We start from the raw sequence: 13,614 nt of genomic DNA on the forward strand, positions 1-13,614 counted from the left end.
ACGCACCATTTCCAAACCGATTAAAACTTTTCACAATGTTCTCAATGTTTATAGCATTGCTTTGGTCATTGGTATGTCCAAACCAGTCTAATACTAACAATCAAAATAATTGTCCACAGCAGCAGGTGAGCACCATGGATACAGGCGGAGAAACGGGTCACGTTCCCCCTCATGCCCCCACTCACCCAAGATGAGTATAACAGTTAAAGTAAGGCAAGGTTGATCCTTGCCTTACTTTTTCTCCTATACACCAATTTACGTTATACCGGAAAATCTCTATCTTTATTTAATCTGATACCCCTACATTAAAGTTTAACTCTCATTGAAGACACCTCTAATCCTCATCGCATGCCTTTTTGCATGTAACCAAAGGCAGGTATCCCCTCCTGTAGTGACAAAAAATGCTGAATACAGCAAGGCTGATTCATTTTTGTACCGTCACCAGCGTGATTCGGCTTTTTATTATTTCAATAAGATCGTTTCCGGTTCAAAGGACAGCCTGCTCATTGCCAGTTCATATAATAATATGGCCGTGATAGTGGCAGATGCCGGAGATTATTTTGGTAGCCAGGATTATCTGCTCCTTTCGCTACGCTACCTGGATGAGCGGCAGGAAAGTAATTTCTACTGCCTATCATCTGATTACAATGAACTGGGAGGTACCAGTTTGCGTTTAAAAAATTATGATGCTGCCCTGAATTATTATGACCTGGCCATAAAATACGCCCAGGACGACGTTTTTAAGCAGATCTTTCTGAATAATAAGGCTGTTGTGTACAAAGATCAGAAGAATTTCAGCGGGGCAATTGCTATTTATGATACCATTATTCATAAAACCGGCTCGGACAGAAAGGCTTATGCCATGATATTATCTAACAGGGCAAATGTCAGATGGCTCAAGGATTCCAGTTATAATGCTGCCCAGGAATTATCTACCGCTTTGCAGATCAGGACAGAAGTTCAAGACCCATGGGGTCAAAATGCCAGCTATGCGCATTTGTCAGATTATTATACCTCCTCCCACCCTGACTCAGCATTGATATATGCCAATAAAATGTATGCAAAGGCCAGGGAGCTTGATAGCCCGGATGATGAAGTACAGGCATTACAGAAATTAATCCGTCTCAGCCCACCCCAACACATCAAACCCTACTTTGCCAGATACCAATATTTAAGTGATAGTATCCAGACCGCCCGAAACACGGCTAAAAACCAATATGCACTCATCCGCTATGATGCTGAAAAGAATAAAGCCGAAAACCTGCGACTACAAAAAGACAATGCTAATAAAAGGCTACAGATCATCGAGCAACGGGTAATGATCTATAGTGCGATTGGCGCAGTTGTGCTGATTATATTCCTCTATTTGAAACGCAGGCAGCAACTGGCGCTGGAAGCAGAAAACCGCATCCGCAAGGACCGGTTGAAAACATCTCAAAAAATACATGATGTGGTGGCAAATGGCCTCTATCGCATGATGACGGAGATTGAATACCAGTCAGCCATAGATAAGGAGGCACTACTTGATAAGATTGAAACGATGTACGAGCAGTCCCGGAATATTTCTTATGAACAACCAGCTGCAGTTGAAGATTATCAGGCGGAAATAGCCCAATTACTGATGGCTTTTAGTACGGATAAAGTTAAGGTTATCATTGTAGGAAATTATAAAGAACTATGGAGCCAACTTAATAATACTGTTAAAATAGAGGCAAAACACATCCTGCAGGAGCTAATGATAAACATGAAAAAGCATAGCCAGGCCAGCAATGTGGTGATCAAATTTGAACAACAGGATAATCAAATAAATATCCAGTATACAGATGATGGCGTCGGCCTTCCAGCTGATTATAAAATGGGAAATGGTTTGACCAGTACGGAAAACCGTATAAAGAATATTAATGGCAAGCTTATTTTTGCTACTAACACAAAAAAAGGTCTTAAAATACAGATTACGTTTCCATTCGTATGAATACAAAAATAAACAAAGTATTGATCGCTGAAGATCACGAAAGCATGAACATATCTGTTCAAAAAACGCTGGAAGAGATGGGAATACTACAGCCAGATTATGTTTACTATTGTGATGATGCATTAGTACGGGTGCAAAATGCAATTACCCATCATCAATCATATGACCTCCTGATTACTGATTTATACTTTGAGGAAGATTCCCGTCCACAAAAATTATCTGGAGGCATGGCATTGATTTCTGCAGCACGTTTGATCCAACCGGATATAAGAATACTGGTATTTTCTGCGGAGAATAATCCTTCTAAAATTGAAATTCTCTTCAAAGAATTTAAAATTGATGGTTATGTTCGCAAAGCCAGAAATGATGCAAAGGAATTGAAATCGGCCATAGAAAGTATTGCTCAAAATCAGACTTATTTCCCCAGGCATCTCATGCAGGTTGTAAAGCAAAAGAATGCACATGATTTCACACAATATGACATAACTATTATATCTCTTTTGGCACAAGGCATACGACAAAATCAAATACCGGAATACCTTCAGCAATATCAGATTAAACCATACGGTTTAAGTAGTATAGAAAAACGGCTGAAAGATATTAAAGACATATTGGGATTTTCTAAAAATGAGCAACTAGTCGCATATTGTAAGGATATAGGGGTTATATAAATAAGTCCTGGCATCACAAATTCAATGAAAAAATAATCAAATACGGTTTCCAGTAAAGTTAGTGAATCTCAAGGGTCTAATTTTGTTTCATAAATTATTACAATTATGGATTATTATGTAAACAAAAACACGCACGAAGTTCACCAAAGTGATTGTTCCTGGTTACCTGCACCTGAAAACCGTGAATACCTGGGCTCACATTCTTCTTGCAAAGAGGCTGTAAAAAAAGCCCAAAAAGATTATGAGAATGCCGATGGTTGCAAGCATTGTTCAGAGGAATGTAATACGAAATAATTCCTGCAATCTTAGGCATACAATCATCTAAACATCCCCCCTGCAATCTGGTGCCCTAAATAATGAAACCGATTCTATTGCTATTACTTCTCATTAACACATCCAATTGTGTTAATAACACCTCCGTGTACATCTGTGATAGTAAAAATGCTTATAGATATCATCTTACGCCGGATTGCAGGGGTTTAAGCAATTGCAAACACCAGATTGTCAGAACAACACTGGAATACGCCCAGAATAGTGGCAGAACTCTTTGTCACTGGGAACTTCGACATTCAAAATAATATAATTTAACCTACCATGGAACCTGTAGAACAACAAGTTCTTAACGACAACAAGGAAATTTACTCAAAGATTCAGTATGAATTATTGAGAGCGCAGTCAGAAATCCTTGTCGCCTCCGCCTATTTTACAGATGACCATCTATTCGGCATTCTGTCTGATAAACTGCAACAAGGCGTTTCTATTGAAATAATTATTGCCGACAATTCCGATAATGAAAGGCTTGACTTTAGCCAGTTAGTAGCTAAGGGAGCCGCTGTATATAAAATAAAAGGCAATGGCTATGGTACCATGAATCAAAAATTCTGCGTGATCGATCAAAAAATTGCATTACATGGCTCTTACAACTGGACAATCAATGCCAAAAAGAATAATCATGAAAGTATTATTTGTACGAATCATCGTGAGACAATTGACGGATTAATAGAGAATTTTAATAAAACAAAACCTGGTACCATTGCGCCAATACCTAAACCCGCTCCATCCCCACAACAACAGCCCATAACTGCGGGAGCCGAATTTGAAAAGGTACTGGACTCAATGATCGCCGCGGAGATCGGGAGTTTTGACAGGAAATTATTACGGGAACAGGGATATCTAAGATGTAGTGCGAATAACGGGGATCATCATGTATTGTATAAAGCATTTGATACTTTGTATTCCGTGTTCATTCATGATATTGATGTCATTGACGACAAGAAAAAACGATTGATATCAAAAATAGAAGAATACCGGCAGAAGAAGAGAGAGGCCCTAGAAAAAGAATGTGAATTACATGTCAATTTTCTGGAGAAGGAAAGTGTTATTACGAAAAATAATCTGGAGATAAAGGCGGTAAAGTTGTCATCAGAAACGGAAACTATCTATAAAAACATTGATGATATCAGGGAGAACAAGATGCCTGTCAAAGAAAAAGAAAATGAGGAGTTAAAAAGTGAAATAAAAGTGGTGGAGCAGGAATCAGTAAGGCCAAAATTCAAATGGTTTGAGTTCATTCCCTTAGTAATCCTGAATACGGCGCTATTGATCTATCTCTTTATTTTCTATTCATCGGCGGCTTATATATTATTATTCAGTGTATCCAATACCAGACAAAAATTAGCTCAGGGCTTACCAATGGAGCCCCCACAAATCTTCTATCCGGACGCTATCACTGATACCGTAGCGGAAACTAAAACGGCTGTACTCTTTATATTTCTTTTCGTCTTCATCCCCGTATCATTCGGTATCATCGATCTGTTTGTGAAAGCTAAATGGAAAACACTGGCATCTGTACTGGGCTTTCTTTTTGGAATTATTGTATTGGACGGAGCCATCGCATATAAAGTAGCGCAGGCCGTTCATGAAATGAATATATTGACTGGGAATATCCGTGGCGAATGGCGAATGGGAATGGCCTTCTCTGATACCAATTTTTATCTCGTATTTGTATTTGGTGCTTTTGGGTTAATATTATTCAAAGTAGTGTTCAAAAAGATGATGCACACTTTTGAAGAACGTAGCCCGGATACCATTGCTCAAAAGAACCAGCTAAAAATCAAGCATCTTCGTGAAGAAATGGCCGGTAATGCAGACAAATTACTTCAGTTAAAGGGGAGTATCACCAATCTTGAAATAGAGATTATACAATTGAAAGTAGATATAAAACACACCGATCTTGAACTAAAAGAATTACCTGTAAGACTCAACCAGAACCTACAAAAAAGTAGGAATCAGCTGATCAAAGACTTAGAAAACATTGATAAAATAGCCACTATTTATACAATACATATTCAATCAGACAACCTCCCTATTTCTGTCGATGCGCTTAAAGACAGGATCAATGTATTCCTGGAAGGATGGAACGATTTCCTGCACCAGGAATATGCAATTGCTAAAGCCACTACCAAAACAGCCCAGGCAGCAGAAGTAGCTGCGGAATGGCAGGAAACGAAAATATTCGTCCATAGAATTGATCACCGCGTTAAAATCGGTCATAATGTATAAATCATACTTAGTCCCCCTGGCAGCACTTCTCTCCATACTTGCCTATACCCCACCAACAGGTAAAACATTTACCATCACACATTTCAATATCCTGTTTGCTCCTGATATGTCTAACCGGGTAGATCCTAAACTTTATAAACGGCCGCTGAATGATGTAGATATTTTATCTATTATCACCAATAATCTCTACCCTTCCATCCTCCGGTTCAAAAGAATGGAAAATCAAAAGGACCGGCTTATGATAGACTTTATTAATAAAGGGCTGATTAAACAATACCAGGTAAATACAGAAAAACTACTGATTAATTTTGGCAAATTTCCTACTCAACGGGAGCGGATTGAATACATCTTTGCCAAACCAGGAATCAAGCCGTCAATGGAAAAGGACATCAATGAAATGACAGGAGAATATTCCCTGGTCAATAATCAGGCGATCAAAGACAATGTGGGGGCCGATATCTGGAGCTATCTGAATCAGGGGATTGATGAGAACAAAATATTGACGAATGAAAGTATTGTCAAATATAAAAATGACATCTATACCAATACTTACCGGAACATTCTCATATTACCCACTGACGGATACATTGAAGCGGGCATCTTTGGAAAAGGATTCGATTGCAGTAAAAACACCATTAACAATTTTCGCAAAGCGTTTTATACCTCCGGGGAAAAAGATATGCAGGAATTTCTCAGGAAAAATAAAAGATTTCAGATAAAACCTGTCAATAATGAACTGTTGAAAAATCTGGAGATCCTGGTCATGGAGCTGTATGACCGTTCTTTGTCCAAAGCTGGTTGTGCGACGGTGCATCCCACAGATATGGAGATCATAAAGCTCCTATGGACCGACTGGCTGCAGCAATCCAATGTAAAACGATTTGAACTGCACCCCTATGCCAGTTCTAAAGCGGAAGCCGAAATCATCATTCTAAAATTTATTGGAATTCCTACAATCAAATCACTATGAGCTGGCATTACAGAAAATCCATTAGCAGCGGCCCTTTCAGGATGAACTTTAGCAAGCGAAGTATCAGTTATTCTGTAGGCGTAAAAGGCGCGCGGATTAACTTCAGTCCAAAAGGCACATTTGTGAATTTAAGTGCACATGGTATCAATTACCGGCAACGGATATCCGGCCCTAATCCCACGCCAACAGTACAAAATATCATATCCGCAAATATAGACCAACTCACAGATTCGGATTCCAAATCTTTTATCGAAGCGTTGAATCAGAAATCAAGCCAGCTCTCTTATATAAAAGTATTTGGCATTTTACCATTAGGCATTGTTCTATTTATCCTTTTTTCTACCTCGTATTGGGGATATGAATGCTTCATTATTATTGGTCTGTTTATCCCCTTTATCTTTTGGTTAAAAAAGTTAGATAAACGTCGGTTTGAGATGGAACTCCATTACGATATGGATGAAAAGCTCCAACAGGTTTATCAACAATTTAACACTCATTTTGATACATTTTCCCGGTCTTCGAAAATCTGGCAATATTATCACACACAACACACGAATGATCAAAAGCGCCATGCAGGGGCGTCTAATTTGATTAAAAGGAGTAGGATCAACAGTGTGTCCAAGAATAAAGTTCCTATACCATATTTTATTACCAACGTGACTATTCCCTGTATTTCACTCAGGAATATGGAGCTTTATTTTTTGCCTGAGCGGCTGTTGATAAAACGGGGGACTACTTTTGCAGCAGTGTTTTATAAGCATCTCAGTATTAATTTTCATACTACCCGGTTTATTGAATCGGAGATACTGCCAGGAGACGCGGATGTGGTGGATTATACGTGGCAGTATGTAAACAGGAACGGAGGGCCGGATAAGCGGTTTAATAATAACAGGCGGCTACCGGTTTGTGCGTATTCTCAGTATACGTTTCGGTCGGATACAGGGATGTTTGAGGTGATTTCTACGTCAAAGACAGGTGGAATGGATGAGTTTGCGGTGTTTTTGATGAGGATTGGGGAGTTGCAGAATAAGATAAGTGAATATCATTAGTGTTGTGATGGGTTCTATAAGGATAACACACCGTTGATTCATCACGGTGTGTTTATTTTTGCATAAAAAGCCGCTTCGTACGAAGCGGCTTTTTTATTTATTATCGTATCCATTTAATCGCCTCTTTCCACGTAATCTTCTTCCCATACATCAATATCCCCGTCCTGTAAATCTTCCCGGCCATCCACGTTGTCGCCAGAAACCCAATGATCAGCAACACCATCGACAATCCTAGTTGCCAATACGGCACCGTACCCGGCACTCCATAAGGTATCCTCGCCATCATCACCATCGGTGACGTAAACGGAATGATACTTCCCCAAAACGCCATCTGGCTATTCGGATGCTGCACCGCCGCAATCATCACCATGATCCCAATAATGATCGGCAACGTAATCGGGAAAGTCAATCCCTGCACATCCGTAGGATCTTCATTCACCAAGCTCCCCACCGCTGCAAACAGCGCCGCATAAAACAAATATCCACCCAGAAAATAAAACACAAAACAGGAAATAATCAACCCCCAGTTAATACTATCCACCACATATCGTAACTGCGAGGCCGCTTCCAACATGGCCGCATTCCCCCCCGCATTATTCTGCGCCGCACTATTCATCATCTCAGAAGGAATCAACAAACGCAACATACTGATCAACACTACCCAGATAGAAAACTGTAACAGCCCCACACCAGCAATCCCCACTATCTTTCCCATCATCAGCTGAAAAGGTTTCACACTCGATACCATCACCTCTGCCACCCGGTTCACCTTCTCTTCCATCACCCCGCGCATCACTGACATTCCAAAGAACATCAATATAATATAAATAATAAATCCGCTGGAATACCCCACTGCATAAGCAATCACAGAACTCCCCTTCTTCTCTTCCTTCCCATTCCTAAAATCAATACTTATATCAGATTTAAAACTCTTAATCTGCGAAATATCAATATGCGCCTTCTCCATCCGCACCTCTTCAATCCGGTTATTCAGGTACCTGTTCAGGTGCGCTTCCACTCCTAAACCCGGCTGACCACCACTATAATAAGTGATCCCCAAAGGTCGCTCAATATCAATCGCGGGAATATACAACACGCCGGAATAACCATATTCTTCATAATGCTTACTAAACGTATCAATAGCCGTCTCTGTCAGGAACTTAAAATAGATCCCCTTCTCATCCGGCAGTTTGTTCAGAAACAAATGACTATCATCTATCACCGCAATGCGCTGTTCATCATTAGCACTGGTGGCTATCAGCACCGGCACTACAATCATAGCTGCAAAGAAAATCGGCACCAGCAGGGTGACAACGAGAAAAGACCGCTTGCGCACGCGGAAAGTGAACTCTCTTTTGATGATGAGCCAGATTTTGTTCATAGGACTAATTAATTGGTTCTTCTATTTGCTGTACCTGTTGTATAAACACTTCATTGATACTTGGTAGAATCTCCTGGAAGGATGTAATAGGGATTTCCTGCCGGATAAAATGTGCCAGTATATCATTTGTCGTACTGCCCTCGGTGAGCTTCACAACGTAACCGCTCTCTTCCTGTGAGACAATCGTAAAATGATAGGTCATCACTTCTGCAAAGTTGGGAACCCTGCCTAAGCCTATCCGGAACAGGTCTTGTTTGAAATCGTGCCTGATCTGTTTTACTTCACCATCCAATATCTTCTTTCCTTTATTCACCAGCATAATGCGGTCACAGATCTCTTCTACCTGCTCCATACGGTGGGTAGAGAATATGATGGTCGTACCATTCAGTGCAAGGTCAAAGATCTCCTGCTTGATCAGGTTGGAGTTGATCGGATCTAAACCAGAGAAGGGCTCATCCAGTATTAACAGCGATGGCTGATGAACGATCGTGGAAATAAACTGCACCTTTTGTTGCATGCCTTTACTCAATTCTTCCACTTTCTTATTATACCATGCGTTGATATCAAACTTGTTGAACCAATATTTGATCTTTTCTTTGGCTTCCTTTTCGGTCATGCCTTTCAGCTGCGCCAGGTAAAGGGCTTGTTCCCCTACCTTCATTTTTTTGTACAGCCCTCTTTCCTCCGGCATATAGCCGATGGAATGCACGTCATTTTCCGGGTTGAAAGGTTTGCCTTTGAAAAGTATGTCTCCCTTATCGGGATAAAAAATGCCGGTGATCATTCGGAGCAGGGTGGTTTTTCCTGCGCCATTGGGTCCAAGCAGCCCAAAGATGCTACCCTCAGGGATAACAAAACTAATATCATCTACAGCTGTATGCGAGGCATAATCTTTACGTAAGTTTCTAACTTCGAGCAGGCCCATAATTCTAAATTACGGACGGAAATTACAAAAAAAATCCAAGTCTTTGCGCAGTTGCCTTCAGCAACTGCGCAAAGACTCATTTTAACACTCTATTGACCGCTTCTGCGTAGGCAGCCCCTATCGGCACCACCATCTCTCCCACATACAAACTACTCCTGTCCGCCTTTGTCACCTTCTCATTCGCTACAATAAAACTCCGGTGCACCCTCGTAAACAATGCTTGTGGCAACAATGCCAGCGCCTCCTGCATCGACAATCTTGATAAGATTTTCTTTTCCCTGGTCACAAAAGAAATATAATTCCCCGCACTCTCCAGGTACAAAATATCCCTCAGCAAGATCTTATATTGTTCATACCCACTTTTCACCATCACATAATTCGGTGCATCGGCCCTTGCACTCTTCTCCATCATCTCCAGCAATCCTTTCGCCTTATTACAAGCCTTCAAAAATCTTTCTTCAGAAAAAGGCTTCAGCAAATAATCCACCGCATCCAACTCAAAACTCTGCACCGCATGCTCACTATACGCTGTTGTAAACACCACCAAAGGTCCTCCCGGCAGCGTAGTCATCAATTCCAGTCCTGATATATCCGGCATCTTTATATCCAGGAATATCAGGTCCACCGGCTCGTTTTCAAGATGTGTCAATGCCGCAAACGGATCCGTAAAATATCCCTGCATCTCCAGGAAATCTACCTGCTGTGCATGTGTACGAATCACCGACAGCGCAACCTGTTCATCATCAATCGCAATTGCCGTCAGTTTCATATCAAATCATTTTTAGGTTCATCTACAATCAATGTCAGATGTACAAAAAACTCCGTTCCTGTCTCACGTATATTCAGATCATGCTTACCAGGATACAGCAAATTCAGCCGCTGCCGTACATTATTAATACCTATTCCCATACTCTCATTTTCAATCTCCGCACTCCTGTTCACATGAATACTGTTGTACACATCAAAATAGATCTTATCATTTGTACAGGACAATGATAAATTGATCCTCGACTTATTCCGCTGACTGATCCCATATTTAAATGCATTCTCTACAAACGGAATCAGTAACATCGGTGCAATGCTATGCTCACACAATGTTTCATCAATATTCACCTCAATACTTATATCAGGCGTACCCTGTGTACGTAGCCTTTGCAGGGCAATATAGTTCTGCAAGTAAGCAATCTCTTTTTCCAGCGGAATTGTCTCCTGTGTATTTTCATGCAGCATAAACCGCATCATATCTCCCAATTGCTGAATACCCTGGCCTGTTGCCGAAGCATTTTCCTGCAAAGCCGTTCCATACAATGTATTGAGTGCATTAAATAAAAAATGCGGATTGATCTGCCAGCGTAAAAAATCAAGTCCTGCTTCTGTATGGGTTAATGCCTGGCGCAAGCCATGTAAAGTAGAGGCCCTCGCATTCCTGGCTGTAAAGATCCACCAGGCAGCCGGCAAAATAGCAATCCCCGTTACAAGTGTTGTAATGATCACACCTGCAGCATACATGCCACCACTATTATAACGTGCCTGTAATCCAACGACTAACATCCATACTAATGAAATGGCCCAGAACCCCGCTGCTTCCTGGAATAAGATCTTCTTACTCTTATGCACCATAAAACGTGGATATAAGCGATGTATCGCCACAAAATACATGAAGCCGCAAAAGATGCCTACACAAAAAATCATGAGAGTAAAACCCCTGTCATCATTCCTGGTAATCATGATCCAAAACCCAATAATCCCCGCTATCACAGCCCCATCAATCAGTGACTGGCGGAACCAGGGTTTATTGACCATTCGCTCATATGCATATTGTAAAAACAAATACCTCCCTGCATAATAAATCAGGTACAACACCATATAAAATATCGTCAGCAGGAAAGCAGCCTTTGCACAATGTGTATGCACACCGCGTACAGTTTTGTATACTCCAAACAGGTATCCGTACAACCATGTATTAGACACCCAAATGATGACAAACAAGGCAATCAGCACCGGAAATGATAACAAACCACCCAGCAGATACCGTTGCTTCTCATAAAAACGGGGTACTACGACCTCGTGCACAAACAAAAAAGAAAAGTATACAATAACAATATGTGCTAATAAAGGGAACAGGTAATGTTTATAGTAATCAAACACCTGGTGGTAACGCGCGAACTTCCAGCCATAATCACGCTGCAGGTCGAAAACATTATAGGCTATACTCTTATATAGCAATGAAAACAGCAGCAACAGGAAAATCCCTGTAGCAATTCCGAATTCAGTTCGTCTGATCTTATTCATGGAAAAAACTTTCAGCAATGATAGTTATCCCCTCTGCACTAATTAAATATATGTGATCAAAATACCACTATCCGTGATAAAATCCAATAATGCGGGCTGCTACACGCTCTCCATCCATAGCAGCGGAGACAATACCTCCCGCATAACCAGCTCCTTCCCCACATGGATACAATCCTTTAATCTGGGGGTGCATCAGGTCCTCGTCATTCCTGGGGATCCTTACTGGCGAAGATGTGCGTGATTCAGTCGCTACCAGTATCGCATCGCTGGTGTAATAACCTTTCATCTTTTTACCAAATGCAGCAAAAGCCTGTGATAACCTTGAACCTACACTGGGTGGTAATACTTCCTTCAGATCCGTACTTTTTACTCCCGGTACATAAGAGCAATCGGGTAATGTTGTAGACACCTTGTTGTGGACAAAATCCGTCATCCGTTGCGCTGGTGCCACAAACTGTCCACCACCTGCCTGAAAAGCATGCTGCTCTACCATCTGCTGAAAATACATGGCAGCCAACGGACCTTTATCTGCAAAGAGTTCAAAGTCACTCTCATCTACTGTTACCACCATCCCTGAATTTGCATAAGGATTATCTCTTTTTGAAGGCGACCAGCCATTCACCACGAGTTCACCGGGATCAGTAGCTGCAGGCGCAATGATGCCACCAGGACACATACAGAAGGAAAACACCCCACGGCCATCTACCTGTTCTACCAGGCTATAACTCGCTGGTGGCAAATGTTCACCTCTCACAGCACAATGATACTGTGCACTGTCAATGAGTTCCTGCGGATGTTCTACACGTACACCCAATGCAAAAGGCTTTGCACTGATGAGAATTTTTTTATCATGTAGTAAGCGGAAGATATCGCGGGCAGAATGACCTGTAGCCAGGATCACCTGTGAGGCATCAAAAGTAGCACCGGACGCGGTTTTCACACCCCTGATATGATTATCTTTAATAATAAAGTCAGTCACCCTTTCATCAAAATGCACTTCACCACCACTATTGATGATCTGCTCCCGCATTGCGACAATAATATGCGGCAATTTGTTGGTACCTATATGAGGATGTGCTTCGTATAATATTTTTTCAGTCGCACCAAAATGTACAAAGATGCTGAGGATGCGATTGATATCACCTCTCTTGTTTGAACGTGTATATAGTTTGCCATCAGAGTAAGTACCAGCGCCACCTTCGCCGAAACAGTAGTTGGAATCAGGATTTACCACGCCTGTTTTATTGAGGGCGGCGAGGTCACGCCTTCTTGACCTGACATCTTTTCCTCTTTCCAGTACAATGGGTTTGATCCCTGCTTCAATGAGGTGTAGTGCCGCAAAGAGCCCTGCAGGTCCCGCACCGATCACGATAGCAACAGGTGCTGCTGGTGTTAAAGTATCATATATTGGTATGAATTTCTCCCGTTCGTGAAATGGTTCATCCACAAATACCTTGAGTGTAAGCATAAAGTACACTTGTTTGGAACGGGCATCGATTGAGCGTTTCAGTATATGAAAACCTGTGATAGCGTTTGGGGAAACACTAAGTGCAGCAGCGGCTGCTTGTGTGATAGCATGTTCGTTATCTGCCTGAGATGGCAATAACTTCAAAGATACTTGTTCAATCATGATCGTGTCAGGTTAGGTAATTATCCTAAAACTTTGTGAGAGTGAATCAATTCCACTCACTTCTTTTATTGCTCCCTGAAATCCGGGATATTTTACTAATGAAAAGCAACGGGTACCCGCTTGCACAGGTACCCGTTTCAGTATTTTTTGTTAATGAGTTGT

At 41.3% G+C, this 13,614-nt stretch carries 10 protein-coding genes; 5 read left to right on the plus strand and 5 right to left on the minus strand.

Annotation, left to right across the window (positions count from 1 at the left end):
• The first annotated feature begins 322 nt into the window (after positions 1-322).
• The 5 genes from U0033_RS16460 (at position 323) to U0033_RS16480 (ending at position 7,224) form a co-directional block, all read left to right on the plus strand.
• Positions 323-1,972: a tetratricopeptide repeat-containing sensor histidine kinase gene (locus U0033_RS16460; RefSeq protein ID WP_083571474.1), complete on the plus strand. Its 1,650-nt coding sequence runs from the start codon at positions 323-325 to the stop codon at positions 1,970-1,972.
• Positions 1,969-2,643 (plus strand): response regulator, encoded by a 675-nt coding sequence (locus tag U0033_RS16465; RefSeq protein WP_072359585.1) that lies wholly within the window; start codon positions 1,969-1,971, stop codon positions 2,641-2,643. The genes U0033_RS16460 and U0033_RS16465 overlap by 4 nt, the downstream gene beginning before the upstream one ends.
• 594 nt (positions 2,644-3,237) lie before the next feature.
• A complete protein-coding gene (locus U0033_RS16470) occupies positions 3,238-5,205 on the plus strand; it encodes a phospholipase D-like domain-containing protein (protein ID WP_072359591.1) in 1,968 nt (655 codons plus the stop codon).
• A complete protein-coding gene (locus tag U0033_RS16475) occupies positions 5,198-6,175 on the plus strand; it encodes a hypothetical protein (protein WP_072359593.1) in 978 nt (325 codons plus the stop codon). Before U0033_RS16470 ends, U0033_RS16475 begins: the two co-directional genes overlap by 8 nt.
• Positions 6,172-7,224, plus strand: coding sequence for a DUF4236 domain-containing protein (locus U0033_RS16480; protein WP_072359594.1), 1,053 nt, complete (start codon positions 6,172-6,174; stop codon positions 7,222-7,224). The genes U0033_RS16475 and U0033_RS16480 overlap by 4 nt, the downstream gene beginning before the upstream one ends.
• A gap of 100 nt (positions 7,225-7,324) precedes the next feature.
• On the opposite strand, the gene U0033_RS16485 is transcribed toward U0033_RS16480, so the two are convergent.
• From U0033_RS16485 to U0033_RS16505, 5 genes are all read right to left on the minus strand, one after another.
• Positions 7,325-8,605 carry an ABC transporter permease gene (locus tag U0033_RS16485; RefSeq protein ID WP_072359596.1) on the minus strand — a complete coding sequence of 427 codons (1,281 nt, stop codon included), beginning with the start codon at positions 8,603-8,605 and terminating at the stop codon, positions 7,325-7,327.
• Positions 8,606-8,609: 4 nt separating this feature from the next.
• Positions 8,610-9,530, minus strand: a complete 921-nt coding sequence (locus U0033_RS16490) for an ABC transporter ATP-binding protein (protein ID WP_072359598.1) — start codon at positions 9,528-9,530, stop codon at positions 8,610-8,612.
• Positions 9,531-9,606: 76 nt separating this feature from the next.
• Positions 9,607-10,299 (minus strand): LytR/AlgR family response regulator transcription factor, encoded by a 693-nt coding sequence (locus tag U0033_RS16495; protein WP_083571475.1) that lies wholly within the window; start codon positions 10,297-10,299, stop codon positions 9,607-9,609.
• The gene (locus U0033_RS16500) at positions 10,296-11,822 is read right to left on the minus strand and encodes a sensor histidine kinase (RefSeq protein WP_072359600.1); all 1,527 of its coding nucleotides are present in this window, start codon (positions 11,820-11,822) and stop codon (positions 10,296-10,298) included. The genes U0033_RS16495 and U0033_RS16500 overlap by 4 nt, the downstream gene beginning before the upstream one ends.
• A 67-nt stretch (positions 11,823-11,889) precedes the next feature.
• On the minus strand, positions 11,890-13,452 hold the full coding sequence (locus U0033_RS16505) for an NAD(P)/FAD-dependent oxidoreductase (RefSeq protein WP_072359602.1): 1,563 nt from the start codon (positions 13,450-13,452) through the stop codon (positions 11,890-11,892).
• Between the last annotated feature and the right edge of the window lie 162 nt (positions 13,453-13,614).

It is taken from the genome of Chitinophaga sancti, from assembly GCF_034424315.1.
Classification (GTDB): domain Bacteria; phylum Bacteroidota; class Bacteroidia; order Chitinophagales; family Chitinophagaceae; genus Chitinophaga; species Chitinophaga sancti.

What these genes read in the sequence shown, in the direction of transcription:
- U0033_RS16465 (WP_072359585.1), top strand. Translation starts at nt 1,969, where the DNA reads ATGAATACAAAAATAAACAAAGTATTGATCGCTGAAGATCACGAAAGC.
- U0033_RS16470 (WP_072359591.1), top strand. Translation starts at nt 3,238, where the DNA reads ATGGAACCTGTAGAACAACAAGTTCTTAACGACAACAAGGAAATTTAC.
- U0033_RS16475 (WP_072359593.1), top strand. Translation starts at nt 5,198, where the DNA reads ATGTATAAATCATACTTAGTCCCCCTGGCAGCACTTCTCTCCATACTT.
- U0033_RS16480 (WP_072359594.1), top strand. Translation starts at nt 6,172, where the DNA reads ATGAGCTGGCATTACAGAAAATCCATTAGCAGCGGCCCTTTCAGGATG.
- U0033_RS16485 (WP_072359596.1), bottom strand. Translation starts at nt 8,605, where the DNA reads ATGAACAAAATCTGGCTCATCATCAAAAGAGAGTTCACTTTCCGCGTG.
- U0033_RS16490 (WP_072359598.1), bottom strand. Translation starts at nt 9,530, where the DNA reads ATGGGCCTGCTCGAAGTTAGAAACTTACGTAAAGATTATGCCTCGCAT.
- U0033_RS16495 (WP_083571475.1), bottom strand. Translation starts at nt 10,299, where the DNA reads ATGAAACTGACGGCAATTGCGATTGATGATGAACAGGTTGCGCTGTCG.
- U0033_RS16500 (WP_072359600.1), bottom strand. Translation starts at nt 11,822, where the DNA reads ATGAATAAGATCAGACGAACTGAATTCGGAATTGCTACAGGGATTTTC.
- U0033_RS16505 (WP_072359602.1), bottom strand. Translation starts at nt 13,452, where the DNA reads ATGATTGAACAAGTATCTTTGAAGTTATTGCCATCTCAGGCAGATAAC.